The 26426-nt window shown below is 71.0% G+C and carries 24 protein-coding genes; 17 read left to right on the forward strand and 7 right to left on the reverse strand.

Annotation, left to right across the window (positions count from 1 at the left end):
• The first annotated feature begins 50 nt into the window (after nucleotides 1-50).
• The 7 genes from recG (at nucleotide 51) to mutM (ending at nucleotide 6301) form a co-directional block, all read left to right on the forward strand.
• On the forward strand, nucleotides 51-2225 hold the full coding sequence (recG, locus tag E1295_RS02850) for an ATP-dependent DNA helicase RecG (RefSeq protein ID WP_132628058.1): 2175 nt from the start codon (nucleotides 51-53) through the stop codon (nucleotides 2223-2225).
• Between the two features lie 295 nt (nucleotides 2226-2520).
• Nucleotides 2521-3087, forward strand: a complete 567-nt coding sequence (gene rsmD, locus E1295_RS02855) for a 16S rRNA (guanine(966)-N(2))-methyltransferase RsmD (RefSeq protein WP_132628059.1) — start codon at nucleotides 2521-2523, stop codon at nucleotides 3085-3087.
• 14 nt (nucleotides 3088-3101) lie between these two features.
• A complete protein-coding gene (coaD, locus tag E1295_RS02860; protein WP_132628060.1) occupies nucleotides 3102-3578 on the forward strand; it encodes a pantetheine-phosphate adenylyltransferase in 477 nt (158 codons plus the stop codon).
• Nucleotides 3579-3699: 121 nt separating this feature from the next.
• Nucleotides 3700-4251, forward strand: coding sequence for a YceD family protein (locus E1295_RS02865; RefSeq protein ID WP_166427046.1), 552 nt, complete (start codon nucleotides 3700-3702; stop codon nucleotides 4249-4251).
• Nucleotide 4252: 1 nt separating this feature from the next.
• Nucleotides 4253-4432, forward strand: coding sequence for a 50S ribosomal protein L32 (gene rpmF, locus E1295_RS02870; protein ID WP_132628062.1), 180 nt, complete (start codon nucleotides 4253-4255; stop codon nucleotides 4430-4432).
• A gap of 204 nt (nucleotides 4433-4636) precedes the next feature.
• Entirely contained in the window at nucleotides 4637-5356 is a 720-nt protein-coding gene (rnc, locus tag E1295_RS02875) for a ribonuclease III (protein WP_132628102.1), read from the forward strand.
• A gap of 60 nt (nucleotides 5357-5416) precedes the next feature.
• A complete protein-coding gene (gene mutM / locus E1295_RS02880) occupies nucleotides 5417-6301 on the forward strand; it encodes a bifunctional DNA-formamidopyrimidine glycosylase/DNA-(apurinic or apyrimidinic site) lyase (protein ID WP_132628063.1) in 885 nt (294 codons plus the stop codon).
• Here the strand turns inward: mutM and E1295_RS02885 are convergent.
• Entirely contained in the window at nucleotides 6210-7490 is a 1281-nt protein-coding gene (locus tag E1295_RS02885) for an MFS transporter (protein ID WP_132628064.1), read from the reverse strand. The genes mutM and E1295_RS02885 overlap by 92 nt on opposite strands.
• Nucleotides 7491-7580: 90 nt before the next feature.
• On the opposite strand from E1295_RS02885, the gene E1295_RS02890 reads away from it, so the two are divergent.
• From E1295_RS02890 to E1295_RS02920, 7 genes are all read left to right on the forward strand, one after another.
• Nucleotides 7581-8483, forward strand: a complete 903-nt coding sequence (locus E1295_RS02890) for a LysR family transcriptional regulator (RefSeq protein ID WP_132628065.1) — start codon at nucleotides 7581-7583, stop codon at nucleotides 8481-8483.
• Nucleotides 8484-8500: 17 nt separating this feature from the next.
• Nucleotides 8501-8806 (forward strand): acylphosphatase, encoded by a 306-nt coding sequence (locus E1295_RS02895; RefSeq protein ID WP_132628066.1) that lies wholly within the window; start codon nucleotides 8501-8503, stop codon nucleotides 8804-8806.
• Between the two features lie 190 nt (nucleotides 8807-8996).
• Nucleotides 8997-9191, forward strand: coding sequence for a hypothetical protein (locus tag E1295_RS02900; RefSeq protein ID WP_090938435.1), 195 nt, complete (start codon nucleotides 8997-8999; stop codon nucleotides 9189-9191).
• Between the two features lie 174 nt (nucleotides 9192-9365).
• Nucleotides 9366-13046 (forward strand): chromosome segregation protein SMC, encoded by a 3681-nt coding sequence (gene smc / locus E1295_RS02905; RefSeq protein WP_132628067.1) that lies wholly within the window; start codon nucleotides 9366-9368, stop codon nucleotides 13044-13046.
• Nucleotides 13047-13099: 53 nt separating this feature from the next.
• The gene (gene ftsY / locus E1295_RS02910; protein WP_132628068.1) at nucleotides 13100-14272 is read left to right on the forward strand and encodes a signal recognition particle-docking protein FtsY; all 1173 of its coding nucleotides are present in this window, start codon (nucleotides 13100-13102) and stop codon (nucleotides 14270-14272) included.
• A gap of 288 nt (nucleotides 14273-14560) precedes the next feature.
• Entirely contained in the window at nucleotides 14561-16225 is a 1665-nt protein-coding gene (locus tag E1295_RS02915) for a tetratricopeptide repeat protein (RefSeq protein ID WP_246079797.1), read from the forward strand.
• 4 nt (nucleotides 16226-16229) lie between these two features.
• A complete protein-coding gene (locus E1295_RS02920; RefSeq protein ID WP_132628070.1) occupies nucleotides 16230-17498 on the forward strand; it encodes an MFS transporter in 1269 nt (422 codons plus the stop codon).
• Here E1295_RS02920 and E1295_RS02925 read toward each other — a convergent pair.
• Genes E1295_RS02925 through E1295_RS02935 form a run of 3 tightly spaced genes read right to left on the reverse strand, consistent with a single transcriptional unit; the run spans nucleotide 17419 to nucleotide 20293 of the window.
• Complete coding sequence (locus E1295_RS02925; RefSeq protein WP_181957946.1) at nucleotides 17419-18222, reverse strand: ABC transporter ATP-binding protein; 804 nt, start codon at nucleotides 18220-18222, stop codon at nucleotides 17419-17421. The genes E1295_RS02920 and E1295_RS02925 overlap by 80 nt on opposite strands.
• Nucleotides 18219-19262, reverse strand: coding sequence for a FecCD family ABC transporter permease (locus E1295_RS02930; protein WP_246079798.1), 1044 nt, complete (start codon nucleotides 19260-19262; stop codon nucleotides 18219-18221). The genes E1295_RS02925 and E1295_RS02930 overlap by 4 nt, the downstream gene beginning before the upstream one ends.
• The gene (locus tag E1295_RS02935; RefSeq protein WP_132628071.1) at nucleotides 19259-20293 is read right to left on the reverse strand and encodes a FecCD family ABC transporter permease; all 1035 of its coding nucleotides are present in this window, start codon (nucleotides 20291-20293) and stop codon (nucleotides 19259-19261) included. Before E1295_RS02935 ends, E1295_RS02930 begins: the two co-directional genes overlap by 4 nt.
• Before the next feature lie 100 nt (nucleotides 20294-20393).
• Between E1295_RS02935 and E1295_RS02940 the strand changes: the two genes are divergently transcribed.
• Together E1295_RS02940 and E1295_RS02950 are read left to right on the forward strand one after the other, a co-directional pair.
• Nucleotides 20394-21356 carry an ABC transporter substrate-binding protein gene (locus tag E1295_RS02940; RefSeq protein WP_132628072.1) on the forward strand — a complete coding sequence of 321 codons (963 nt, stop codon included), beginning with the start codon at nucleotides 20394-20396 and terminating at the stop codon, nucleotides 21354-21356.
• A 553-nt stretch (nucleotides 21357-21909) separates the two neighbouring features.
• A complete protein-coding gene (locus tag E1295_RS02950) occupies nucleotides 21910-22494 on the forward strand; it encodes a sigma-70 family RNA polymerase sigma factor (RefSeq protein ID WP_132628073.1) in 585 nt (194 codons plus the stop codon).
• Nucleotides 22495-22521: 27 nt separating this feature from the next.
• Here E1295_RS02950 and E1295_RS02955 read toward each other — a convergent pair whose 3' ends face one another.
• The 3 genes from E1295_RS02955 to E1295_RS02965 form a co-directional block, all read right to left on the reverse strand.
• Nucleotides 22522-23709: a serine hydrolase domain-containing protein gene (locus E1295_RS02955; protein ID WP_132628074.1), complete on the reverse strand. Its 1188-nt coding sequence runs from the start codon at nucleotides 23707-23709 to the stop codon at nucleotides 22522-22524.
• Nucleotides 23710-23893: 184 nt separating this feature from the next.
• Nucleotides 23894-24838: a sensor histidine kinase gene (locus E1295_RS02960; protein WP_132628075.1), complete on the reverse strand. Its 945-nt coding sequence runs from the start codon at nucleotides 24836-24838 to the stop codon at nucleotides 23894-23896.
• Nucleotides 24839-24856: 18 nt separating this feature from the next.
• On the reverse strand, nucleotides 24857-25696 hold the full coding sequence (locus tag E1295_RS02965; RefSeq protein WP_132628076.1) for a DMT family transporter: 840 nt from the start codon (nucleotides 25694-25696) through the stop codon (nucleotides 24857-24859).
• 90 nt (nucleotides 25697-25786) lie between these two features.
• Here E1295_RS02965 and E1295_RS02970 point away from each other — a divergent pair, with 90 nt between their 5' ends.
• Nucleotides 25787-26362 carry a helix-turn-helix domain-containing protein gene (locus tag E1295_RS02970; protein ID WP_132628077.1) on the forward strand — a complete coding sequence of 192 codons (576 nt, stop codon included), beginning with the start codon at nucleotides 25787-25789 and terminating at the stop codon, nucleotides 26360-26362.
• Nucleotides 26363-26426 lie beyond the last annotated feature (64 nt).

Below are 26426 nucleotides of genomic sequence, written 5' to 3' on the forward strand. Positions count from 1 at the left end.
GCGGCCGGGGAGGGGATTCCTGTCGGCCTCAGGCGGTAGAACTAAATGCCGTGAGCCGTTTCGACGAGCCTCTGACGAAGGCCCTCGACCCGAAGACCGCCAAGCTGCTGCACAGCGTGCTCGGCCTGGAGACGGTCGGTGACCTGCTGCGCCACTATCCGCGCCGCTATGCCGAGCGCGGCGAGCTGACCTCGCTCGACGCGCTGGAGGTCGACGAGCACGTGACGGTGGTCGGCGAGGTGACCAGGCTGATGCGCAAGCCCATGCGCAACCGGGGCGGCACCTGGCTGGAGGTCGAGATCGTCGACGGCAACGGCAACAGGCTCTATCTGTCGTTCTTCGGCAAGGGCTCCCACGCGGCCGAGTCGCGGCTGAAGCCGGGCCGGCGCGGGATGTTCGCCGGGAAGGTGGGGTTGTTCGGCGCGCGGGCCAAGCCGCGCTGGCAGCTGGCTCATCCGGAGTTCGAGCTGTTCGAGGAGGGCGAGGCCAACGCGGAGGAGTTCGCGGCGGCGCCGGTGCCGATCTATCCGGCCGGCAAAGATCTGACGCCGTGGGCGATCAGGCGCGCGGTCGGCGTCGTGCTCGACACGCTGGGCCCGCTGGAGGATCCGCTGCCCGCCGGGTTGCGGGCCCGCCACGGTCTGCAGGATCTCGGCGAGGCGCTCGTGGCCATCCACCGGCCGAAGGACTTCGCCGACGTCGGCAGGGCGCGCAAGCGGCTGAAGTTCGACGAGGCGTTCGTGCTGCAGGCGGTGCTGCTCCAGAGGCGGCAGGCGGCCACCGCCTGGCCGGCGAGGCCCAGGCCGAGGCGGTCCGGCGGCATGCTGGCCGACTTCGACGCGCGGTTGCCGTTCTCGTTGACGGAGGGGCAGGCGGAGGTCGGCGAGGAGATCGCGGCCGATCTCGCGCTGGAGCATCCGATGCACCGGCTGCTGCAGGGAGAGGTCGGCGCGGGCAAGACGGTGGTGGCGCTGCGCGCGATGTTGCAGGTGGTCGACGCAGGCGGCCAGGCGGCGCTGCTGGCGCCCACCGAGGTGCTCGCCCAGCAGCACCACCGCTCGATCACCACCATGCTGGGCGATCTGGCGCAGGGAGGCATGTTCGGCGGGACGGCCGTCACCCTGCTGACCGGCTCGATGGGCGCCGCCGCCCGCCGTTCGGCGCTGCTCGACGCCGCCTCCGGCACGGCCGGCATCGTCGTCGGCACGCACGCGCTGCTGCAGGAGCACGTCCAGTTCGCCGACCTCGGGCTGGTCGTGGTCGACGAGCAGCACCGGTTCGGGGTGGAGCAGCGCGACGCGCTGCGCGAGAAGGCGGGTGGAGCGCGGCCGCACGTCCTGGTGATGACGGCCACGCCGATCCCGCGCACGGTCGCGATGACGGTCTTCGGCGACCTGGAGGTCTCGACGTTGTCGCAGCTCCCGTCGGGGCGTGCGCCCATCACCACCCACGTCGTCCCGGCCGCCGAGAAGCCTCACTACCTCGAACGCACCTGGCAGCGGGTCAGGGAGGAGGTGGCGCTGGGGCGGCAGGCCTACATCGTGTGCCCCCGCATCGGCGACCTGGAGGGCGACGAGGGCGACCTCGCGACCCCGGCCGACGAGGAGCGCCGCCCGCCGCTCGCGGTGCTCGACGTGGCCAAGCTCCTGTCGGAGGGGCCCTTCCACGACCTGCGGGTCGGTACGCTGCACGGCAAGCTGCCGCCGGAGGAGAAGGACGCCCTCATGCGCGCCTTCACGCGGGGTGAGCTCGACGTGCTGGTGGCGACCACGGTCATCGAGGTCGGGGTCGACGTGCCCAACTCCTCCGTCATGATCATCATGGACGCCGACCGCTTCGGCGTCTCCCAGCTGCACCAGTTGCGCGGCCGGGTCGGCCGGGGCGGCCTGCCCGGCCTGTGCCTGCTGGTCTCCGACTTCGCCGAGGGCACCCCGGCCCGCGCCCGCCTCGACGCGGTGGCCGCGACGCTCGACGGGTTCGAGCTGTCACGGGTCGACCTGGAGCAGCGGCGGGAGGGCGACGTGCTGGGCGCGGCGCAGTCGGGCAAACGCTCCTCGCTGAAGTTGCTGCAACTGCTGCGCGACGAGGACGTGATCGCCACGGCCAGGGAGGAGGCCGGGGCGCTGCTGGCCGGCGACCCCGAGCTGGCCTCCCACGAGGGGCTGCGCGCGGAGATCGAGCGGCTGCTGGCCGACGAGCGGGCGGAATACCTGGAGAAGACCTGACAGGCCCCCGGCGCGGCGGGCTTCACGGCGCTAAATGATCAAGAAAAAGACCCAGCCGCGGGGACGGCCTCCCCCCGAATGCCGTCCCCGGCTGGGCCCACCCTCGGGTCAGGTGCCGAGGGAACCGGCGTGCGGAAGGGCTCACGACCACGCCGGTCGGCCTTCATGTGGGTCACCTTGAAGGCCGCAGAACTCATCATGCGGGCCGATCCCCCCGATGTGAATCACCCTTGCGTACTCGAGGCAGACACTTGTGCACTCTTGACCTGCGCGAACATACGGAACAATGGGCGACATGACGCGGATCATCGCAGGCAGCGCGGGTGGCAGGCGTTTGGCCGTGCCGCCGGGGCGCGGGACGAGGCCGACCAGCGACAGGGCGCGAGAAGGGATCCTCTTGACGCTCGACTCACTTCACGGCATCCGCGACGCCCGGGTGGCCGACCTGTACGCCGGTTCGGGGGCGGTCGGGCTGGAGGCGCTGTCCAGGGGGGCGGCGGCGGCCCTGCTCGTCGAGTCCGATCCCAGGGCCGTGCGGACGATCAGGGCCAACGTCGAGTCGCTCGGCCTCGACGGCGCCCGCGTGGTGGCCGACAAGGTGGCGCGGGTCCTCGGGAAGGCGCCTGACGAGCCGTACGACATCGTGTTCGCCGACCCGCCCTATGCCACGTCCGACGGCGAGGTGGAGCGGGTCCTGGAACTGCTGCGCGACAACGGCTGGCTGGTTGACGGGGCGTTGGTGGCGTTCGAGCGGGAAAGCAGGGGAAAGGCCCTTATGTGGCCGGAAGGCTACGTTGAGGAGAGGGTCCGTCGATATGGTGAAGCGTCCGTTTGGTACGGTCGCGCCGCCGGGAACCCGTAGACCTGGGAGGCGTCTTGCGCCGCGTAGTCTGCCCGGGGTCGTTCGACCCCATCACCAATGGCCACCTCGACATCATCTGCCGGTCCGCGCGGCTGTACGACGAGGTGACCGTGGCCGTCCTGATCAACGTCGAGAAAAGCAGCCTGTTCACGGTCGACGAACGGATCGACGTCCTGCAGACCGTGACCAAGGACTATCCGAACGTCAAAGTCGAGAAGTTCCACGGCCTGCTGGTCGACTTCTGCAGGCAGCACGACATCCCCGCCATCGTCAAGGGCATCAGGGTGGTCAGCGACTTCGACTACGAGCTGCAGATGGCGCAGCTCAACTACCGCCTGTCGGGGGTGGAGACGCTGTTCATGCCCACCAACCCCGAATACTCGTTCCTCTCCTCCAGCAGGGTGAAGGAGATCGCCCGCTACGGCGGAGACGTGTCGGGCCTCGTGCCTGATCTGGTGCACAAACTTCTCATCGAGCGCCTGAGAGGCTAGGGCCGAAGCCCCTGCGGCGCCCCCGGAGGCCGGTGGGAGCGTGCCCCCCGCAGGGGCTGGTATTCTTTCTTTTCGGCCTTGTACGACGGCGACGGTTTTCGCCATGCCTAGCGAGAGCAGGATGACTCAGCACCTCGACCCCCGCTCCCCTTGGGTGATCTCCACTCACGACCTGGGAAAGCGGCCGGGCACGATGAGGCAGACGACCCTGTCACTCCCGGCACCGGCAGATCTCGGCGTCGACATGATCGGTGTCCCCAAAGACGCCGAAGTCGAGCTGGATCTCAGGCTCGAAGCAGTGATGGAAGGCGTGCTCGTCACCGGCACGGCGCATGCCCCGCTCGCCGGGGAGTGCGCGCGGTGCCTCGACCCTGTCACCTCGGACGTCGAGGTCAACTTGCAGGAGCTGTTCTTCTACTCCGACGAGGACGCCTCGGAGGAGGATTCGCTGCTCGACGGGGAGCTGCTCGACCTCGAGCCGACGTTCCGCGACGCGGTGGTGCTCGCACTGCCGTTGAGCCCGGTGTGCAGGGACGACTGCGAAGGGCTCTGCGCGGAGTGCGGGATCAAGCTGGCCGAGGCCGGCGCGGATCACCGGCACGAGAAGATCGACGCCCGCTGGGCGTCGTTGCAAGGTCTGATTTCCGAGAACGATAACGATCAGGAGAAGTGACGTGGCCGTCCCGAAGCGAAAGATGTCGCGGAGCAACACCCGCGCCCGTCGCTCCCAGTGGAAGACGACTGCTGTCGCCCTGGTGAGCTGCCCGCAGTGCCGTTCGCCGAGGCAGCCGCACATCGCCTGCCCCACCTGCGGCACCTACAACCGTCGTCAGGTCATCGAGCCGTCCGCCTGATTGACGTGATGCCGACCGGGTGCCATTGTGCCTCGGTCGGCGTTACCGTCTCAGATGCGTCTGGCGGCGGTTCGCCCGCGGCCGTGGTGGACGCCGGGGCTACGCGTTACCCCGACGCCCACCACGTTTTCGGGCATCTTCCGCAGCCGGCGCGCCATGTGAAGATGTCCGAGGAGGAAGCACGTGGGCGCAGGTCCTAAGCCGGTGGCCGTGGAGGTCGCCAGAGACGAGCTGGAGCGGGTCCTGGCGGTCGCCCTTGACCCCGCCATTCTGGAGCGGGCGCTGACGCACCGCTCCTACGCGTACGAGAACGGTGGCCTGCCCACCAACGAGCGCCTGGAGTTCCTGGGTGACTCGGTGCTGGGCCTGGTGGTCACCGACACCCTCTACCGCAACCATCCCGACCTGCCCGAGGGCCAGCTGGCGAAGCTGCGCGCCGCGGTGGTCAACATGCGGGCGCTGGCCGACGTGGCCCGTGGTCTCGGGCTGGGCCGCTTCCTGCGGCTCGGCAGGGGCGAGGAGGGCACCGGCGGTCGCGACAAGTCGTCGATCCTGGCCGACACCCTGGAGGCGCTGATCGGCGCGGTCTACGTCGACAAGGGCCTCGACGAGGCGTTCCGGGTGGTGCACCTGCTGTTCGACCCGCTGATCGTGCGTTCGGCGTCGCTGGGCGCGGGGCTCGACTGGAAGACCTCGCTGCAGGAGCTGACCGCCTCCGAGGCGCTGGGCGTGCCCGAATACCATGTCGAGGAGAGCGGCCCCGACCACGCCAAGTCGTTCACGGCGATGGTGCGGGTCGGCGGCGAGTCCTACGGCTCGGGCACCGGCCGCAGCAAGAAAGAGGCCGAGCAGCAGGCGGCCGAGGCGGCGTGGACCCGCATCAGGGCCCGCAGGGAGCAGCGCGAGAGCCAGCCCGCGAGCTGACCCGGCGCCCGGAGGGTTGCCCCAAGGTGATAGTTCAACGTCCAGAGGGCGAGGTGCGTGATGCCCGAGTTGCCCGAGGTGGAGGTCGTCAGGCGCGGCCTCGCGCAATGGGTCATCGGCCGTGAGATCGCCTCCGCGGAGGTGCTGCACCCCCGCGCGATCCGGCGTCACATGCCCGGCCCCGACGAGTTCACCGCGCGGCTGAAGGGCCGCGCGCTGCTGTCGGCCGAGCGCCGCGGCAAATATCTGTGGTTGCCGCTGTCGGGCGCCGAGGAGGCGCTCTTGGCCCACCTGGGGATGAGCGGCCAGCTGCTGGTGGTCGACGGTGACGCGCCGCCGGAGAAACATCTGCGCGTACGCCTCCGCTTCGAGGACGGTGGCCCCGACCTGCGCTTCGTCGATCAGCGTACGTTCGGCCACGTCATGCTCACCGCCCTGGCCGGCGGCGTGCCCGAGCCGATCGCCCACATCGCGCCCGACCCGTTCGAGGCGGCGTTCGACGACGACGAGTTCAGCCGCAGGCTCAGGGCCAGGCGCACCGAGGTCAAGCGGGCGCTGCTCGACCAGTCGCTGATCAGCGGCGTCGGCAACATCTACGCCGACGAGGCCCTGTGGATGGCCAGGCTCCACTGGGCCCGTCCCACGCAGACGCTCACCCGGCCCAAGATCGCCGAGCTGCTGGCCGCCGTACGCACGGTCATGGCGGCAGCCCTCCAGCAGGGCGGCACGTCGTTCGACAGCCTGTACGTCGACGTCAACGGCGACAGCGGCTACTTCGAGCGTTCCCTGGAGGTCTACGGCCGGCGCGACCTTCCGTGCTCCCGCTGCGGCACCCCGATCAGGCGTGAGGCGTTCATGAACCGCTCGTCCTACTTCTGCCCCAGATGCCAGCGACGAGCGCGCTCAACGCGGCCAGGACCGCCGCCGGCCACATCACCGCAGTGATCGAGAGGCCGTCGGCCACCCGGCCGCCGGCGAACGCGCCGAGCGCGATGGAGACGTTGAAGGCGCTGACGAACAGCGCCGTGCCGAGTTCGCCGCCGCCCTCCCGCATGATCCACAGCTGGAGCGCGACGCCCACGCCGCCGTAGCCGATGCCCCACACCACGAGCACGACCAGGGGCAGGCCGGTCACCGGCAGCGCCGCCGTGGCCAGGGAGATGAGCGCGGCCAGCGTCATCAGCACCGCCCTGGGGTTCCTCGCGGCCAGCGCGCCCGAGACGAAGTTGCCCGCCACGCCCGCGGCGCCGTACACGAGGAGCGCGGTGCTGATGAGGGCGGGACCGGCGTGCGCGACCTGTTCCATGAACGGCCTCAGGTAGGTGTAGGCCGCAAAGTGGCCGGACACGATGAGGACGGTCAGCACGAGGGTGAGCGTGAGAGGCCCTGAGAGCCACGGCGGCCTCCTGGCGGCCTCAGGGCCGCCCGCCGCGTCCCGCTCCGGCGTGACGGCCTCCTGGGCGCCGGGAAGGCTCCGCGCGCCTGTGGGAGCATCCTGGGCGCTCCTGTGGCGGGGCCGGGCGGGCGGCGGGTCGCCGGGAAGCGGCGGCCCAGGGAGCGGCGGCAGAGTGGCGGCCAGTACGGCGAGCAGCACGAGCGCCAGCGCCCCCATGGCGAGGAACGCGCTGCGCCACCCCGCGAACGACGCCACGAACGTGGCCGCGGGCACCCCCAGCACCGACGCCACCGACACGCCGGACAGGATGATCGACGTGGCGCGCCCGACCGACCGGCCGGGCACCAGCCGCGGCGCCAGCCCGGCCGCGAACGCCCAGAAGCCGCCGATGCTCACCCCGGTCAGCACCCGTGCGGCCATCATGACGAGATGGCTCTGGGCGAGCGCGCCCGCCAGGTTGGCCACCGCCAGCAACGCCATCAGCCCCAGCAACGTGAACCGCCGGTCGACGCGGCGGGTGGCCACCGCCATCAGCGGCGCGGAGACCGCCGCGACGAGCCCCGGCGCCGTCATCATCAGCCCGGCGGTGCCGTCGGAGACACGCAGGTCGGAGGAGATCGAGGTCAGCAGCCCGACGGGCAGCATCTCGCTGGTCACAATGGTGAAGGTGCCGACCGCGACCGAGATCACGGCAGGCCAGCGCGCCCGGGTGGCGGCGCGTACATCGGTCAAGGTCATGGCCTTCAGCCTTCTCACGCCCGTGGGCGGGAACAATGGCGAAGGCCGAAAGCTTGGTTTAGGCAGGCTAAGCGTTTCGCGGAGGTGGGGATGGACTTCAGGGAGCTGGAGTGCTTCGTGGTGCTCAGTGAGGAGCTGCACTTCGCGCGTACGGCCGAGCGCCTCTACCTGTCGCCGGGCCGGGTGAGCCAGCTCATGCGCTCGCTGGAGACCAGGATCGGGGGCCGGCTCTTCGACCGGACCAGCAGGCGGGTGCGCCTGACGCCGCTCGGCGAACGGTTCCTGGCCGACCTGAGGCCGGCGTACGAAGGGCTGGGGGCGGCCGTGGGCCGGGCGAAGGCGGCGGCGCGCGAGGTGACGGGCGTGCTCAGGGTGGGGTTCCTGGCCACGCCCACGGACGTCGTCACGGGGAGCGTACGCGCCTTCGAGAGCCGCTACCCCGGGTGTGAGGTCGAGCTGGTGGAGATCCCGATGTCCGACCCGTTCGGCAGGCTCCGGGCCGGACAGGTGGACATCGCGTTCACGCTGCTGCCAGTGGACGAGCCCGACCTGGCGACGGGCGAGGGCCTGAACCGGGTGTCGTACGAGCTGGGCGTCTCCACCCGGCATCCCCTGGCAGGCCGGGCGGGCATCGGCGCGGAGGAACTGGCGGGCCTGCCCCTGATCGGCCTGGACGGCAGCGCGCCCCGAGCCTGGCGGGAACGTGTGGCGCCGTCCGTGACCCCTTCGGGACGCCCGATCCCCCTGGCGGGTACGGTGACCACGAGCCAGGAGGGCCTGACCCAGGTGGCGCTCGGCCGGGGCGGCATGTTGTTCTGCGCCCCCACGGCGGCCCACCACAGGCGTTCCGACGTGAGCTTCGTCCCCGTCACCGGTCTGCCTCCTTCGATCCTCGGGCTGGCCTGGGTGCGCGCGGCCGAGACGGCGGCGATCCGGGCGTTCGGCGAGGCGGCGGCCCGGCACGCGCTCGGGTCGGAGGCCATGGTGGCGTGACACCCACGGGAGAACAAATGCCGCAGAACACGAAAAATACGGAAAGTTCGGAGGACGTCCGGATGACGGCCTGGGTCCGGGGGAGGGTCCAGGGTGTGGGCTTCCGCTGGTGGACCCGGGCCAGGGCGCTCGAGCTCGGACTGGCGGGATGGGCGCGCAACACCGAGGACGGCCGGGTGGAGGTGGTCGCCGAGGGGCCACGGCCGGCGTGCGTCAAGCTGCTGGAGCTGCTCAGAGGTTGCGACACGCCGGGCAGGGTCGATGGAGTAGTGGAACGCTGGAGCGAACCACGAGGTAGTTTGGGCGGTTTTGTGGAGCGATAGCGACTTCCGTTAAACCCCCCAAATGGGGTATAGTTGTATGTCGGGAGTGCCCATCAGTAGGGCTCAGCGGTTCGATCGACTTGACCGCCCACACTGCCGGTGCGACTCTTGTTAAGTACCACGCGCACCCCTCCCGCGGAATAGAAGTGCGCGAACCAGTCTGGTCACTCAGCGTGGAGGACCCTTTACCATGGCGAAGGCTCTACTCGGCCACGTCGGCGGTCCTGACCCTCGAATGGTCTCGGAAATGCGCCGCCTGCAGCAGCGTATCCGGGATCTGGAGGCAGAACTCATCCGACTTCAGGCCACGAATGACGCTCTTGCGGCGCAAACCCGCGACGAGGCGCTAAGTCGCATGCAAGAGCGCGAGCCGGCACTCACCTGAGAGTGATCGGAGCGCAAGACCCAGGGACGTCTCGAAGAGGCGTCCCTTGTTATTTTCTCCTGCGCGGAAAGCTTCCTTTGCCCAGGTCGCGCCGGTTCCGACGGCATGCGCCCGCGAGGGGCATCAGGGACCAGTAGTCTTTTCCGCAGTCGCCAAGGGAGAAGGGGGTCGCGCTTGTATTTGAAGACCCTCACCCTGCGCGGTTTCAAGTCCTTCGCCTCCGCGACCGCCCTGCGGTTCGAGCCCGGCATCACCTGCGTCGTCGGCCCCAACGGCTCGGGCAAGTCCAACGTCGTCGACGCCCTGGCCTGGGTCATGGGCGAGCACAGCGCCAAGTCGCTGCGCGGCGGCAAGATGGAGGACGTCATCTTCGCCGGCACCTCCTCCAGGCCCCCGCTCGGGCGCGCCGAGGTGACCCTGACCATCGACAACAGCGACGGCGCGCTGCCGATCGACTACACCGAGGTCACGATCAGCCGGCTGATGTTCAGGTCGGGGCAGAGCGAATACGCGATCAACGGCGACACCTGCCGCCTGCTCGACATCCAGGAGCTGCTGTCCGACTCGGGCATCGGCCGCGAGATGCACGTCATCGTCGGGCAGGGCCAGCTCGACGCCGTGCTGCACGCCGGGCCCGAGGATCGGCGGGCGTTCATCGAAGAGGCCGCGGGCGTGCTCAAGCACCGCAAGCGCAAGGAGAAGGCGCTCCGCAAGCTCGACGCCATGCAGGCCAACCTGACCCGCGTCCAGGACCTCACCACGGAGCTGCGCCGCCAGCTCAAACCGCTGGGCCGCCAGGCCGAGATCGCCCGCAAGGCCGCCGTCATCCAGGCCGACCTGCGTGACGCCAGGCTCAGGCTGCTGGCCGACGACGTGGCCACGCTGCGCGCCACCCTGGAGCGCGAGGCCGCCGACGAGGCCGCGATCACGGCCAGGCGCAACCAGGTCGAGGCCGAGCTGGCGGAGGGCCAGCAGCGCGAGTCCGCGCTGGAGACCGCCGAAACCGAGGCCCAGCCCAGGCTGGCCGCCGCCCAGGAGACCTACTTCAGGCTCTCGTCACTGCGCGAGCGCGTGACGGGCCTCGAACAACTGGCCGCCGAACGCCACCGGCACGCGCTCGACGCCGCCGCCATCGAGCGCAGGGGTCGCGACCCCGAGGAGCTGGAGCGCGAGGCGGCCGAGGTCCGCGAGCGGGAGCTGATACTCAAGGCCGAGCTCGACCACGCGCACGAGCTCCTGGAGGAGGCCGTCCAGCGGCGCTCCGAGGCCGAGGCCGAGCTGAACGCCGAGGAGCAGCGGCTCGCGATGGCCGCCAGGGCCGCCGCCGACCGCCGCGAGGGGCTGGCCAGGCTGCGCGGCCAGGTCGACTCCGTACGCAGCAGGTCCAGGGCCGCCGAGGAGGAGATCGGCAGGCTCCAGGCGGCGGTGTCCGACGCGAGCGAGCGCGAACGCCAGGCCGTGGCGGATCTGGAGGAGCGGCGGCTGGAGGAGCCCGCCGCCGACCCCGCGCTGGCCGAGGAACTGGCCACGGCGCAGGCCATGGTCGAGGAGGCCGCGGTGGTCGCCGACGAGGCGCGCTCGGCCGCGGAGGAGGCCAAGTCCTGCCTCGACGCGCCGCGGGCCGCCCTCCAGGCGGCGAAGACGGCGATGACCGCGGCGCGCGCCGCCGACCAGGAGGCCCAGCGCGCGGTGGCCGCGCTGGCCGCCCGCCGTGAAGCTCTGGAGCTGGGGCTGGCCAGGGGCGACGGCGGCCCGGCCCTGCTGGACGCCGGCCTGGAAGGGGTGCTCGGCCCGCTGGCCGCCGCCATGCAGGTCACTCCGGGGGCGGAGCCGGCCGTGGCTGCCGTGCTCGGTCCCATCGCCGAGGCGATCACCGTGAGGTCCCTCGACACGGCCGTCGAGGCCATCGACCTGCTCCGCGCCCAGGCCATGGGCCAGGCCACCCTTCTCGTCGCCGAGCAGGTGGAAGCGCCGCCGCGGGAGCGGGGGAGCGCTCCCGACGGCAGCCGCTGGGCGGCCGGCCTCGTCACCGTGCCCGGCCATCTCCGTCCCGCCCTCGACCACGTGCTGGCCGGCGTGGCGGTCGTCGACACCCTCAAAGCCGCGCGCGAGCTGGTCGAACGCCATCCCGGCCTGCGGGCCGTCACCACGGACGGCGACCTGGTCGGCCCGTACGTCGCGGACGGCGGGTCCGACGGCGGCACCTCCGTGCTCCAGGTGCGCGCGGCCCTCGATGAGGCGGTCGCCGACCTGGAGGAGGCGGAAGGCAGGGCGGAGGAGAGCACCCGCGCCCTCGACGAGGCGATCGCCCAGGAACAGGCCGCCCAGACGGAGCTGGAGGCCGCGCAGGCCCGCGTCAGCGAAGCGCAGACCGCCGTCACCACCGCCCAGGCGGGTGTGAGCGCCGCGCAGGCCACGCTCGACCAGGTGCGGAGCCGCCAGCGGGAGGCCGACCAGCGCAACGCCGCGGCCGCCAGGCAGCTGGCCCAGCTGGAGGCCGCCGCCGGTGCGGCCCGCGCCGAGGCCGAGCGCCTGGCGAGGAGCGTCACCAAGGCGGAGGAGGCCCGCGCGGAGGGCCTGGAGGAGCTGGCCGAGCTGGAGATCCGGCTGGCCGAGGCCGAATACGCCCAGGAGCTGGAGTCGGAGCCCACCACCGACGGCCGCGACGAGCTGGCGAGCGCCTGCGAGGTCGCCAGGCAGCGCGAGATGGACACCCGCCTGCAGGTGCGCACCGCCGAGGAGCGCGTCAAGGGCATCGAGGGCCGCGCCGACGGGCTGCTGCGGGCCGCCCAGCGCGAGCGCCAGGAGCGTGCCCAGGCCGCCGCCCAGCGCGCCAGGCGCAGGCGGCAGGCCGCCGTGGCCGAGGCCGTCAGCAAGGGCGCCAAGCGGGTGCTCGGGACGCTGACGACCTCCATCCAGCTCGCCGCCAAGGAACGCGACGAGGCCGACCTCACCAGGGCCGCCGTCGACGCCGAGCTCAAGCAGGTGCGCCTGCGCGTACGCGAGCTCGGCCAGGAGCTGGACAAACTGGTCAACCGGGTGCACGGCAGCGAGGTGGCCCGCACCGAGCAGCGCCTGCGGCTGGAGCAGATGGAGCAGCGGGCGCTGGAGGAGTACGGCGTCGAGATCGAGTCCCTGATCTCCGAGTACGGCCCCGACGCCCCGGTGCCCGGCGACCCGCCCGTGCCGTACGTCCGCGAGGAGCAGGAGAAGCGAGCCAGGGCGGCCGAGCGGCAGATGAACCAGCTCGGCAAGGTCAACCCGCTGGCGCTGGAGGAGTTCGCGGCCCTGGAGGAACGGCACGCCTTCCTCACCTCGCAGCTCGAAGACCTCAAGAAGACCCGGCGCGACCTGCTGACCGTGGTCAAGGAGGTCGACGACCGGGTCGAGCAGATGTTCGCCTCGGCCTACGACGACGTGGCCAGGGAGTTCGAGCAGATCTTCACCAGGGTCTTCCCCGGGGGCGAGGGCCGGCTGGTGCTCACCGAACCGGCCGACATGCTGACCACCGGCATCGAGGTCGAGGCGAGGCCGCCGGGCAAGAAGGTCAAGCGGCTGTCGTTGTTGTCGGGCGGGGAGCGCTCGCTGACGGCGGTGGCGTTCCTGATCTCCATCTTCAAGGCGCGGCCGTCGCCGTTCTACGTGATGGACGAGGTCGAGGCCGCGCTCGACGACACCAACACGCAGCGCCTGCTGACGTTGTTCGAGGAGTTGCGGCAGAGCTCGCAGCTGATCGTGATCACGCACAACAAGCGCACGATGGAGATCGCCGACGCCCTCTACGGCGTGTCGATGCGCGGCGACGGCGTCACCCAGGTGGTCAGTCAGCGGCTCAGAGAACGCGAGTCTGCCTGATAGGTGTGGCCTTGGGCATGACCATGGCGGTCGATCTGCAAAACTGACATCTTGTGGATGGTTACCTCGGCGTCATTGTGATCGTGGCCGTCGTCGCCCTGCTGGCGGCCGGCGGCCTGTTCCTGCTCTTCCGGCCGGGCCGAAAAGCGCCGCCGCCGGTCCAGCCACCCGAGACCCCGGTGCTTCCCGAGGAGAAGCGGCCGGCGGGAACGGGCGAGGAGGACGAGGGTGCGACCACCACGCTGCCGCCTCCGGCCAAGCCGGCCGAGCCGGTCGTGGTGGAGCCCGAGGTGGAGGTGCCGCCGCCGTCCGCGGGCCGGATGGTGCGGCTGCGGTCGCGGCTCGCGCGTTCGCAGAGCACCCTCGGCCGCGGGCTGCTGGAGCTGCTCTCGCGTGACCGGCTCGACGACGAGGTCTGGGACGAGATCGAGGAGAGCCTGATCACCGCCGACGTGGGCGTCGCGCCCACCCAGGTCATGGTCGAGGAGCTGCGCACCAAGGTCAAGGTGCTCGGCAGCCGCACGCCCGACGAGGTGCGCGGCCTGCTGCGCGAGCAGTTGCTCGCGCAGGTCGGCCCCGATCTGGACCGCACGCTGCACGTGCGCAAGCACGGCGAGCGGCCCGCCGTGGTGCTGGTCGTGGGCGTCAACGGCACCGGCAAGACCACCACCACGGGCAAGCTCGCGCGCTCCCTCGTCGGCGACGGCAAGAAGGTGGTGCTCGGCGCGGCCGACACCTTCCGCGCGGCCGCCGCCGATCAGCTCCAGACCTGGGGCGAGCGGGTCGGCGCCGACACGGTGCGCGGCCCGGAGGGCGGTGACCCGGCCTCCGTGGCCTTCGACGCGGTCGCCAAGGGCATGGAGGAGAAGGTCGACGTCGTGATCGTCGACACCGCGGGCCGTCTGCACACCAAGACCGGCCTCATGGACGAGCTGGGCAAGGTCAAGCGGGTCGTCGAGAAGAAGGCCACGGTCGACGAGGTGCTGCTCGTGCTCGACGCCACCACCGGCCAGAACGGCATGCGCCAGGCGCAGGTGTTCGCCGAGGTGGTCAACATCACCGGCATCGCGCTGACCAAGCTCGACGGCACCGCCAAGGGCGGCATCGTGATCTCGGTGCAGCGGGAGCTGGGGGTGCCGGTCAAGCTCGTGGGGCTGGGCGAGGGGGCCGACGATCTGGCGCCGTTCGATCCCGAGGTTTTCGTGGATGCGATTCTCGGCGACTGAGGACAATTTCCGGCATGGCCGTAATTGTTACTGAAATACGCCTTACCAGATAAGCATTGATCGATGTCTTTTCCATGTGCTGACATGTACCGGTCACCCAACCTGAGTGCTCGGTTGCATTCGACGACGAAAGGGCAGCCATGAAAAAGATCGTTGTTCACCGGCCAGGCACCGTGAAGCCGACCGCCGCGGCGGCGCCGAGGCACGGCACCTGACGTACTCGGCCGGCGCTCGACGATGGGCGCCGGCCCCCTGCCTGACCACGGAAGGGGTCGTGTGGACACGATCATGCTGAACGCGGACCGCCGCATCGGCGGCCCCTACACGTTCGCCGCAGGGCTGCTCGGCCGTCTCGTCCCGGCCGCACGGGAACGGCACCCCGAGCTGGTCGCCGCCCACGACATCGAGATCCGCACGGCCGCGCCGAAACTCCGCGACGTCGTCCCCGCGCGCAGGCGCTCGCTGGCCGACGACCTGCCCCGGGCGCAGCGCATCCTCATCCCCGCCGCCCGGCGCAGCCTCAGGATCGCCAACGGGGTGGCCGAGTTCGTCCGCGACCACCTCGACCGGACGCGCCCGCTCACCGTGGCCGTGGCCAACCTCGACGCCGCCGACCACACCGACGCCGAGCTCCTCGCCGTGCTGCGGCGCCGCGTCGACCCCGCCCTGCTGCGGATCGAGGAAGGCCCGCGGGCACCGTCGGCCGGGGCGCTGCCGGCCGACTTCGACCGGTACCGCGACGAGGGTTTCCACCATGCGATGGCCGAGTCGGGCCTGGAGGCGCTGCGCGGCATGGCGTACGACGCCGGCCCGGAGCGGTGGCGGCAACTCGTGCAGCGCGTCGCCGCCTCGCTGGAGGCCATCGAGCGCGAGGACGAGGCCCGCGAGCTCTACGACCGCGCCAGGCGCGAGAGCACCGACCCCAAACACCGCGCCACCATCGCCTACGCCACCGCCATGATCCTCGTACGCCACCACGACCCCGCGCGGCGCGACCCCGAGCAGGCGCTGGCCTGGATCAACGAGGCGATCACGATCACGTCCCTGCTGCCCGACCGCAGGGAGCGGGCCTTCCACCTCGGGTTCGACCTCAACGGCAAGGCCCTGGTCGAGGTGCGCAGGGGCCGGCCGGCCGCCGCGATGGAGCTGGTGCAGCAGGCCATCGACCTGGCCAAGGCCGACCTGCCGGGCGAGCACCCCATCCACAAGCTCGTGCTCCACGCCAACAGGGGTCAGCTGCTCGCCATGACGGGCCACGCCGAGGAGGCGCTGGCCGACTACACGCGCGCGGTGGAGGCCGACCCCGGCTACCCCGACTACTACCTCGACCGGGGCAACCTGCTGCACAAGCTGGGCCGCGACGAGGAGGCGCTGGCCGACTACGAGGCCGTCATGCGTCTCAGCCCGCCCTTCCCCGAGGCCTACTACAACCGCTCCGAGCTGCGCTACGCGGCGGGCGACGTCGCGGGCGCCCGCGCCGACCTGGACCACACGCTGGAGCTGGACCCCGAGTTCGCGCGCGCGTACGTGAACAGGTCGGGGCTGAGCGCGGCGGCCGGCGCGTACGCCGAGGCGCGGCAGGACGTCGAGCGAGGGCTGCGGCTCGCGCCGGGGGACCCGCACCTGATGTGCGTGCTCGGCCAGGTCGAGCTGGCGGAAAGGCGTCACGAGGAGGCGCGGGCCGCCTTCGACCGGGCCCTGGAGCTCGACCCCGACCTGGTGGCGGCCTGGGCCGGGCGGGCTGAGCTGGCCTTCGACCTCGGCGACCACGGCGCGGCCCTCGCCGACCTGACCAGCGCGCTCAAGCGGGAGGAATCGGCCGAGTTGCTGTTCAACAGGGCGGTGGTGCACCGGGCCGCGGGACGCCCGGACAACGCCCGCGACGACCTGCTCAGGGCCGCGGTCCTGGCGCCCGGCGACAGCGACATCGGGCAGGCTCTCACCGAGGTGTGATCCCATGGGACGGCGCTACTGGCTCCTGCTCAGCGCTTTCCTCGCCTCCTCGCTCGGCACCTGGATCTACCGGCTGGCCCTCCCGCTCCTGGTCTACGACCTGACGGGCTCCGCGCTCGGCACCGGGCTCGTGTACGCCCTGGAATACCTCCCTTACGTCGCGTTGGGCATGCTCGGCGGGGTGCTCGCGGACCGGGTGGACCGGCGGCGCCTGCTCGTGCTCGGCGACCTGGCCGCCGCGTCGGCCACCGTGCTGCTCGCGGTCATCGTGACGGCCGGCGTACGCCAGCTCTGGCCGATCTACGCGCTGGCGTTCCTGCTGGCCTGCGTCGATCCCCTCTACCAGCCCGCGTTCCGCTCGATCGTGCCCTCGCTGGTCCCGGTGGAGCGGCTGCCACAGGCGAACGCGCGGATCCACATGGGCGAGCACGCGGTGAACATGATCGGCCCCGTGGCCGGCGGCGCGCTCGTCGTGGGCCTCGGCCACCAGGCCGCCATCTACGTGGACGCGGGCACGTTCCTGCTGTCGGCGCTGCTGATCGTGCCCGTCAGGGTGGCTCGGGGCGTGGTGACGAGCCGCGCAGGCCTGATGGGCCGCTCGATGCTCGCGGACATGCAGGAGGGCATCGGCTTCCTGTTCCGCGGCGACAAGGTGGTGCTGACCACCGCGCTCGTGACCGCGGCGTGCAACTTCGCGGTCTGGCTGCTGCTGGCGGGGCTCGTCTACTACCTCAGCTCCTACCACGGGTTCACCGCGGAGGAGATCGGCGTCGTCTACGCCTTCCAGGGGGCGGGCGCGGTGCTCGGGGCGCTGCTCGGCAGCCGGTTGCTGCGCAGGTATCCGCCGGGGCCGGTGATCTGCTGGGCCGTCGTCGCGGGCGGCCTGTCGATGCTGGTCATGATCGTGGCGCGTGGCCCCGTGCTGATCGGGCTCGCCTGGATGGGGCAGTTCGCCGCCGCCGGTACGTCGATCGTGGCCGTCGCGACCGTGCGCCAGCTGCTCATCCCCGACCATCTGCTGGGACGGGTGCTCGGCACGGCCAGGATGATCGCCTTCCTGTCCATCCCGCTCGCGTCGCTGGCCACGGGCGTGTTCGAGCAGGAGGTGCGCAACGCGTACGCGTTGATGGTGGCCGCGGGGGTCGGCTGGCTGGTCATCGCCGCCGTCATGGCGAACACGCCGCTCGGCCGGCTCAGGCTGTCGTCCCTGCGGGAGGCGTACGGGGGCCGATCGGAACCACCAGGGGAGTGCCGGCCACCGGATCCTCGATGACCTTGGCGTCCAGCTCGAACACCTCGCCCAGCAGTTCCTCGGTCAGCACCTCGTGCGGGGTGCCCGAGGAGATCACCCGCCCGGCGCGCATGGCCACCAGCCGGTCGGCGTAGCGGGCGGCCAGGTTGAGGTCGTGCAGGACCATGACGACCGTGCGCCCGGCCTGCCGGTGGAGGCGGCGTACGAGCTCCAGGACCTCGACCTGGTGGGCGAGGTCGAGGAAGGTCGTGGGCTCGTCGAGCAGCAGCAGGTCGGTGCCCTGGGCCAGGGCCATGGAGATCCACGCCCGCTGCCGCTGCCCGCCCGACAGCTCGTCCAGCGGCCGTTCGGCCAGGTCGGCCAGGCCCGTCATGTCGAGGGCCTCGGTGACCGCGCCCTCGTCGTCGGAGGACCACTGGCGGTACCACGTCTGGTGGGGATGCCGGCCCCTCGCCACCAGGTCGGCCACGGTCAGCCCCTCGGGGGCGACGGGCGCCTGCGGCAGCACGCCGAGGATCTTGGCGACCTCGCGCGTGGGGATCTTGTCGATGCGTTTGCCGTCGAGCAGCACCTCGCCGCCCTGCGGCTTGAGCAGGCGGCCGAGCGCGCGCAGCAGGGTGGACTTGCCGCAGCCGTTCGGGCCGATGATGGTGGTCGCGGTGCCCGCCTCGATGCCGAGGTCGAGCCCGTCGACGACGACGCGCTCGCCGTACCCGAGCTTGACGCCGGCGGCCTGCAGTCTCACTTGCGTGACCTCCAGATCAGGTGGATCAGGTAGGGCGCGCCCAGGACGGCGGTGACGATGCCGACGGGCAGTTCGAGCGGGGAGAACGCGGTGCGGGCGATCAGGTCGGCGCCCGTGGTGAGCACGCCGCCGATCACCGCCGAGCACACCAGCGGCGGCCGGCCCGCCCGGACGAGCCTGAGCGCGATCTGGGGCGAGGCGAGCGCCACGAACGCGATCGGGCCGGCCGACGCGGTGGCCACGGCGGCCAGCAGCACGGCCGCGAGGATCAGCAGGGCGCGGGCCGGGTTCATGCGCACGCCGAGGGCGGTGACCGTGTCGTCGCCGAAGCGCAGGGCGTCGAGTAAGCGGGTGCCGAGCAGGGTCAGCGGCACCAGCACGGCCAGGGCCAGCGCCGTGGGCGTCACGTGCTCCCAGCCGCGGCCGTTGAGCGAGCCGCTGATCCAGATCATGGCGCGGCTGGTGTCGTTGACGTCGCCGACCGTGAGCAGCCAGAACTTGACGTTGGTGAACACCGCGGCCACGCCGATGCCGACCAGCACCAGGCGGTAGCCGTCGAGGCCGCGCCGCCACGCCAGGCCGTAGACGACGGCGGCGCCGAGCAGACCACCGAGCAGGGCGAGCGCGGGGATGCCGAGGGTGGACAGCAGGCCGCTGACGCCGCCGTAGACGCTGCCGCTGGCCACCACGCCGGCCACGACCGTCACGGAGGCGCCGGTGGTGACGCCGAGGATCTCGGGGCTGGCCAGCGGGTTGCGGGCGATGGACTGGATGATCGCCCCGGACAGCGCGAGCGCGGCGCCGACGAGAGCCCCGGTCAGCGCGCGCGGCAGGCGCAGCTCCATGATGACGAAGTGGCCGGGGCTGCCGGCGTCGAACGTGCCGGTGACCACGTCGGCGAGGCTCATCTCGAGGTCGCCGATGCGCATGTTGAGCGCCATGAGCAGGACGAGCAGCACCAGCCCCGTCAGGGTGAGCACGACGGCGCGCGGGCGTACCTGCCAGGACAGGCCGCCGACGCGGAGGGGGAGCGTGGTCACAGACGCACCGGCTTCCTGCGGCGTACGAGGGCGACGAAGAACGGCGCCCCCAGCAGCGCGAGGACCACGCCGACCTCCAGCTCTCCCGGCGGCGCCACCACGCGGCCGACCACGTCGGCGAGCAGCAGCAGCGCCGCGCCGACGAGGCCGGAATAGGGCAGCAGCCACCGGTGGTCGGTGCCCGACAGCGGGCGCGTCATGTGGGGGACGATGAGCCCGACGAACGCCAGAGAGCCGCAGGCGGCCACGGACGCGCCCGACAGCAGGGTGACGGCGGCGACGCCGACGGCGCGGGTCACGGGGATGTTCTGGCCGAGGCTCCTCGCGACGTCCTCGCCGAGCGAGAGGGCGTTGAGCCCGGGGGCGTTGACCGCGGCCAGCACGAGGCCCGCCAGGATGAACGGCAGCACCTGCCAGACGACGTCGGCGCCCCTTGCCGCGATCGAGCCCGCCTGCCAGAAGCGGAAGACGTCCATCGCCTGCTCGTCGAGCAGCACGATGGCCGAGGTCAGCGCGTACAGGAAGGCGCTCACGGCGGTGCCGGCGAGCGCCAGCGTGACCGGGGTCGGGCTGCCCTTGCCGCCCGTCATGCCGAGCGCGAACACCGCGACGCTCGCCACCAGCGCTCCTGCCAGGCCGAACCAGATGTAACCGAGCAGGCTGGAGACCCCGAGCAGGATGATCGAGGACACCATCGCGAACGCCGCTCCTTGCGTGACCCCGAGCAGGCCGGGGTCGGCGAGGGGGTTGCGCGTGTGGCCCTGCATGAGCGCGCCGGCCACGCCGAGCGCGACCCCCGCGAGCACGCCGAGGACCGTCCTGGGGACACGCAGCGCGCGGATGACGATGTCGTTCTCGGTGCCGGTGGGCGCGGTGAGCGCGTGCCAGGCGTCGGTGAGCGGCACGGGCTTGGAGCCGATGGTGACGCTCAGCACCACGGCCACGAGCACGGCGGCGAGCAGCGCGACCAGGACCGTGAGCCGCCGGTGACGGACCCCACGGATCCGGGGGGCGACGGCCGTTGCGCTCACCCGTGCCCTCCTCGATGTTCGCCGGATCCCGGTGCAGTATGCCAGCTTAGGCTGGGCTAACCTTAATTAGGTTTGCCTTACCATTACAGAAAGGGTGCCCATGAGACCGTTGCGCGTGCTGGTCTGTGCTGTCCTCGCCATGGGGCTGGCCGCCTGCGGTTCGGCCGAGCCCGCCGCCTCGCCGAACGCCCCCTTCAGGACCGTCGAGCACGTCATGGGCACGACGGTGATCCCGGAGCCGCCGAAGCGGGTCGTGGCGCTTGACCAGAGCTTCGTCGACGCGGTGCTCACCCTGGGGACGCCGGTGGTGGGCTACACCACCTACCGCTCGATCGACACCGAGCTGCCCGGCTATCTCGGGGCCGTCGCCGAGCGGTACGGCAAGGAGTCCGCCCCGGTCGGGACGCTGGAGCAGCCGAGCCTGGAGAAGATCATCGCGCTCAAGCCCGACCTGATCGTCTCGGCCAAGGTCCGCCACGAGGCCCTGTACGACAAACTCTCGAAGATCGCGCCCACCGTCTTCAGTGAGACCACCGGGGCCATCTGGAAGGACAACCTCCGGCTCATGGGCCGGGCCCTGGGCAAGGAGACGCTCGCCGACACCAGGATCAAGGAGTACGAGCAGCGCGCGGCCACGATCGGCGCCTCGATCAAGGAGAAGGAGGGCGAGCTGCCGACGATCTCGATCGTGCGCTTCGCCGGCGAGCCGACGACCCGGCTCTACGTGGAGAACTCCTACTCCGGCGTGGTCATGAAGGACGTCGGGTTCCCCCGGCCGCAGGGCCAGCCGGACGCGCAGGACGCCATCGCCGTGGATGTCAGCCAGGAGCGGATCGCCGAGCTGGACGCCGACCGGATCTTCGTCGCCACCTATCCGGACCCGTCGTCCGACGGGCCCAAGGAGAAGTTCGTGAACAACCCGCTGTGGGGCAGGCTCAAGGGCGACAAACACGAGGTCAGCGACCTGACCTGGATGAGCGCCGTGGGCATCCAGGGGGCGCACGCGATGCTGGACGACGTGGCGAAGTTCTTCGCCGTCGACCCCGCGAGGCCCGCCTCCTGACGCGCGAGGCCTGACGCCGCGTCCGGGAATGGGCGTCCGGGAATAGCGGGACGGTCACCGGTGTTGTGCGGGGTTCGCGTGCTGGCCTTCCGGCCGTCGGCGCGGCCCGTGGACGGAGAAACCTCGATGTCCGAGTGAACTAGTACGCGCATCGGCTCGTCTTTCAAGGAGAGGTTTACACCCCGGCCCGAGGGCAGCGGAAAGACGTGCAGATGTGTGTGGCGACAACGGTCGGCATCGACCCGGACAACGGCCTCAGCCGCTCAGCGGCGGGCACCAGGGTCATGACGGTTGACGAGACTCATGTCCATACGCTATCCCCTGTGACTCTTGCCACTCTTATTGGGAAATTGGGTGGATAGTGTTATGATAATGAGACTTGTCCCGCCGTGGACGTGACCACGCACGCCGCGAGCAGATGGACGAAGACCCCTTCTGACCAAGGCGGAACCGCACTAACGCGCCCCTTACCTGGTGCTTGCGATGATGGAACCGCTGTCAGGCGGCTTGTGCCGAAACGGGGGATAGCGCAAGGGGGATTGATTTGATCACTATGACCGATGAGCAGCGTCAGGACTGGTTCGAACGGGACGTCGTGCCCGTGACGTCGCAGCTGTTCGCCTCCGCCATGCGCCTGACTCGCAACACCGCCGACGCGGAGGACCTGGTCCAGGAGACGGTGGCGAAGGCGTACACGTCCTACCACCAGTTCCGTGAGGGCACCAACCTCAAGGCGTGGTTGCACCGCATCCTGACCAACAACTTCATCAACGACTACCGCAAGAAGCAGCGCTCGCCCAAGCTGTCCGCGGCCGAGGACATCGAGGACTGGCAGCTGCACGCCGCCGAGTCCCACTCCTCGACCGGGCTGCGCTCCGCCGAGACCGAGGCGCTCGACCGGCTCCCCGACAACATCGTGATGAACGCCCTGCGCAGCCTTCCCGAGGACTTCCGTGTGGCCGTCTACCTGGCCGACGTCGAGGGCTTCGCCTACAAGGAGATCGCTGAGCGCATGGGCACGCCGATCGGCACCGTGATGTCGCGCCTCCACCGCGGCCGCCGCCAGCTGCGCGGAATGCTGGAGGAGTACGCCCGCGAAGAGGGCGCCGTACGCATCCCCGCCCAGACCGCCGCCTAGCACAGCGTCACGGCGTTGCCCTCCTGCTCACGTGGCGAAGGCCGCGAGGACGATGCCCATGCTGCGCTCGTTCTGAGCCACGGCCTTGGCGTCGGTGGAGTTGACCGCGTACACGACCGTCCGGCTCAGGTCGCGGGTGGCGCCGATGCCGGCCGCGCTGCCGTAGCGGGCGCCGGTCTTGCCGTAGACCACGAGGCCGCCGGGCAGTTCCAGCCTGGACATGCCCGAGGTGTGCAGGGCGGGCTCGCCGGTGCCGTACGTGGGCACCTGCGGCACCGTGAACATGTGCTCAAGCTGCGCGGCCGGCACCACCTTGCCGCCGAACAGGGCCTTGACGAACTTCTCCAGATCGGCCGTGGTGGAGATCAGGTCGCCTGAGGCCCAGGTGGAGGTGGAACTGCTCACGGTCATGTCCACGACGTGGTGGCGGCCGTACTTCATGGCGTCCTTGAAGTTCTCCGGGACGAGCTGGTAGCCGTGGTTGTGCCGTCCCCGGATGCGGACGGAGTCGCCCGGCAGATAGCTGTTCCGCATGCCGAGGGGGCGGAAGATCCGGTTGGCCACCTCGCGCTCGTAGGACCGGCCGGTCACCTTCTCGATGAGCAGGCCCGCGACGAACGTGTTCATGTCGACGTAGTGCTGCTGCGTGCCGGGGGTGAACTCTATCGGGTTCTTCACGGCCTGGCGGACGTACCCCCGCGGTGTCCACTTCTTGAACCGGGTGGCGTAGACCTGCTTGAAGTCGGGGCTGATCTTGGGAGAGGGCAGTCCGCTGGTGTGGTTGAGCAACTGCCCGATCTTGACGGCCGGGAAATCGCGCGGCAGCAGGCCGGGCAGTCGCTGCTGGACCGTGTCGTTCAGCGAGAGCTTGCCCTCGGCGACGAGTTGCAGGACGACGGCGACCGTGAAGACCTTGGTCACGCTGCCCGCCCTGAAGCGGGCGCCCTCTTTCGCCGGGCGGTCGGTACGCAGGTCGGTCACGCCCGTGACCCCGCGCCACGAGCCCTTGGCGCCGCCCACCCTGACCTCGGCCGCGGTGGCGTCGGTGGCGGGCAGCCCGGCGATGCTCCGCTTCAGGGCCGTCCGGTCGATGGCCGCTGGCTCGACCTGCGGCGCGACGGTGGACGGTGTCGTACCGGCGGTCGCGGACGCCGGTACGACGGCGGAGAAGAGGGTGGCGAGGGTGAGAGCGGCGGCGACATGGGCGCGTTTCACGGCGGTGCCTCCAGGTGGTGGGGATCTGTGGGACGCCCCCATCCTGTCGATCACGATGGGCCGCCCGGATCGCCGTCACCGGGGATCTTCCGGCTCACTCCCAAGAGGGAGTTCCTCGCCCGGCCGAATGACGCCGGTCCCCGGTCGGCAGATGCCCGGCGACCACCACCACCGCACCCTGCGCCTACGGCCCCATGGCGAGATGGAGGCGGACGCGCAACAGGCCGTCCTCGGCGCGTAGCTCGACGAGATCGCACAGCTGGCGGCTGATCCAGAGCCCGTATCCCCTGGGGGATCCGAGCTCCGGTGGTATGTAGCCGGGCAGCGGGTCGTGGAGCGCGCCCCCGGGGTCGGCGATCTCGCAGACCAGCTCCTCGTCCTCCACCCACATCGTGATCGTGCCGTGGCCGGCGCCGTGCTCGATGCTGTTGGCCGCGATCTCCGACGCGCTGAGCACGAGTGACGTGACGAGGTCGCCGTCCATGCCGGCAGCCTTGGCGTACTCGCCGACGCTGCGGCGCAGCCGCTTCAGCTCGCGCGCGGTGAACTCGAACGTCTTGGCGTCGCCGCCCGGTTCGGGCAAGGGTGCACGATCGGAGTCGAGCACCAGGTCGGACGGCTCGACGAACCGCGCGCCGGGCGCCTCGCCGCCGGGGCCGAGCCGAAATGGATGGGTGAGGTGGGTGTGGTCGAGCACGCTCGCGGGCACGTGGCGGACGTCGTACGGGCACCACAGGATCGCCGGCCGCGCGCGAAGCGCGGCGTTGACCACGGACTCGTAGCGGATGAGCTCCCTGACCCCGCGCTCGCTCCTGCCCTCCCAGACGGGCTCGCCCACGACGAACGTACGGTGGCCGCGCGTGTAGTCGTGCAGGGCGGCCAGGGTCCGGTAGGGGTGAACGTACCAGGACACGGAGTCGCGGATGTCGACACGCTCCGCGTCGCGGCCCAGGGCCTCGGCCAGCAGACGGAGCTTGGCCGGCCCGGTGACCACCAGGACCCGCCTGCCTTCGTCCAGCGCCGCGCGCACGCGGGGGACGGTGAGGCTCACGAACGCCTCGTCCGAGCCGTACGGCACCGCGACGTGCCTCAACGACTCATCACCGGGACGTGCCCGATCAGGGCGCACGGGCGAAACGTAGCAAGGCTAGGGATGCTGTGCAACGGCTATCAGCGCCACCGCCCCGAGCGCGCAGGCCACGCCGGTCAGCTGGACGGGCCGCAGCCGCTCGCCGAGCACGTGGCGGGCCAGCAGAAGGGTGCTGGCGGGGTAGAGCGAGACGAGCACGGCGACGAGGCTGAGCAGGCCGTCCTGCTGGGCCAGCAGGAAAAGCACGTTCGCCGTCATATCGAGCACGCCCGCGGCGACGATGATGTGCAGCGACCCCGGCCGCGGTGTGAGCGTCCGCCGGGTGACCAGGGCGAGCAGGGCGACCATGGTCACCGACGAGAGCCTGGCGCCGACCAGCGGCCACAGGCCGGACTCGTGGGAGGCCATGGAGAGCAGGATGAAGAAGCCGCCGAATCCGGCGCCCGCGGCCAGCGCCGCCGCGACCGAGGCGAGGGATCCGTGCCCGCCCTTTGAACTGTCCTGGCTGACCAGCAGGACCGAACCCAGCGCCAGTGCGATCCCGGCCAGCGCCCAGAACGCCGGCCGCTCGCCGGTCGCCAGCCCGAACACCACGGGCAGCGCGGCCGAGGTGACCGCGGTCGTCGGCGCGACCACCGACATGACGCCCGTGGCCAGCGCCCGGTAGAACAGCACCATCCCGGCCGCCCCCGACGTGCCCGCGGCCAGCCCCCATGCCAGGGCCGTGTCGCTGAACGCGCCGGGCAGCAGCGGCAGCAGGGCCAGGATCAGCGCCAGGCCGGCGATCTGCGACAGCACGACGACCGCGAGCACCTGGGTGCGTTTGGTGGCCAGGCCGCCGAAGAAGTCGGCCGTGCCGTAGACCACCGCGCAGGCGGCCGCCAGGATCACCGTCATGGCGCACTCCGTTCAGTCCAACACGCTGAACTCTTAGTACAACATATTAGGTGCAACACAGTGCAATAAGTTTTCACTACACTGCACTTCATGGAGGACCCCGAGCTGATCACCCAGGCCATCGCCAACAACGTCCGGGCCCAGCGCTCCCACCGCGGGCTGACGCTCGACGCGCTGGCCGCCAGGTCGGGAGTGAGCAGGGGGATGCTCGTCCAGGTGGAGCAGGGCCGGACCAACCCGAGCGTCTCCACGCTCACCAGGATCGCCTCGGCCCTGGGCGTCACCGTGGCCAGACTCGTCGAGGTCGCCGACGTGCCCATGGTGCGCGTCGTCGACAAGGCCGACGTCGTCACGTTCCGGCAGGGCGACGTGGAGGCCCGCCTGCTCGTGGGCGCGGACGTGCCGATGATCCTGGAGTTGTGGGACTGGCGGCTGGCCCCGGGCGAGCACCACGACGGCGACGCCCATCCGCCCGGCACCCGCGAGATGCTCACCGTGCTCGACGGCGAGCTGACGATCACCGTCTACGGCAGGAGCCACACCATCGGCAAGGACGACGCGGTGCTCTTCACCGCCGACCGCCCCCACCGCTACGCGAACAACGGCAAGGAACGGCTCAGGTTCGTCATGGTGGTCGCCGAACCCCGCGAGACCCCTGATCAATGACGGAGATATCCCTTATGAGCGGCTGACACCCGTTGTCTGGGTACATCACTGATGTGTATGGAAC

This window comes from Nonomuraea mesophila, assembly GCF_004352805.1.
GTDB classification, from domain to species: domain Bacteria; phylum Actinomycetota; class Actinomycetes; order Streptosporangiales; family Streptosporangiaceae; genus Nonomuraea; species Nonomuraea longispora.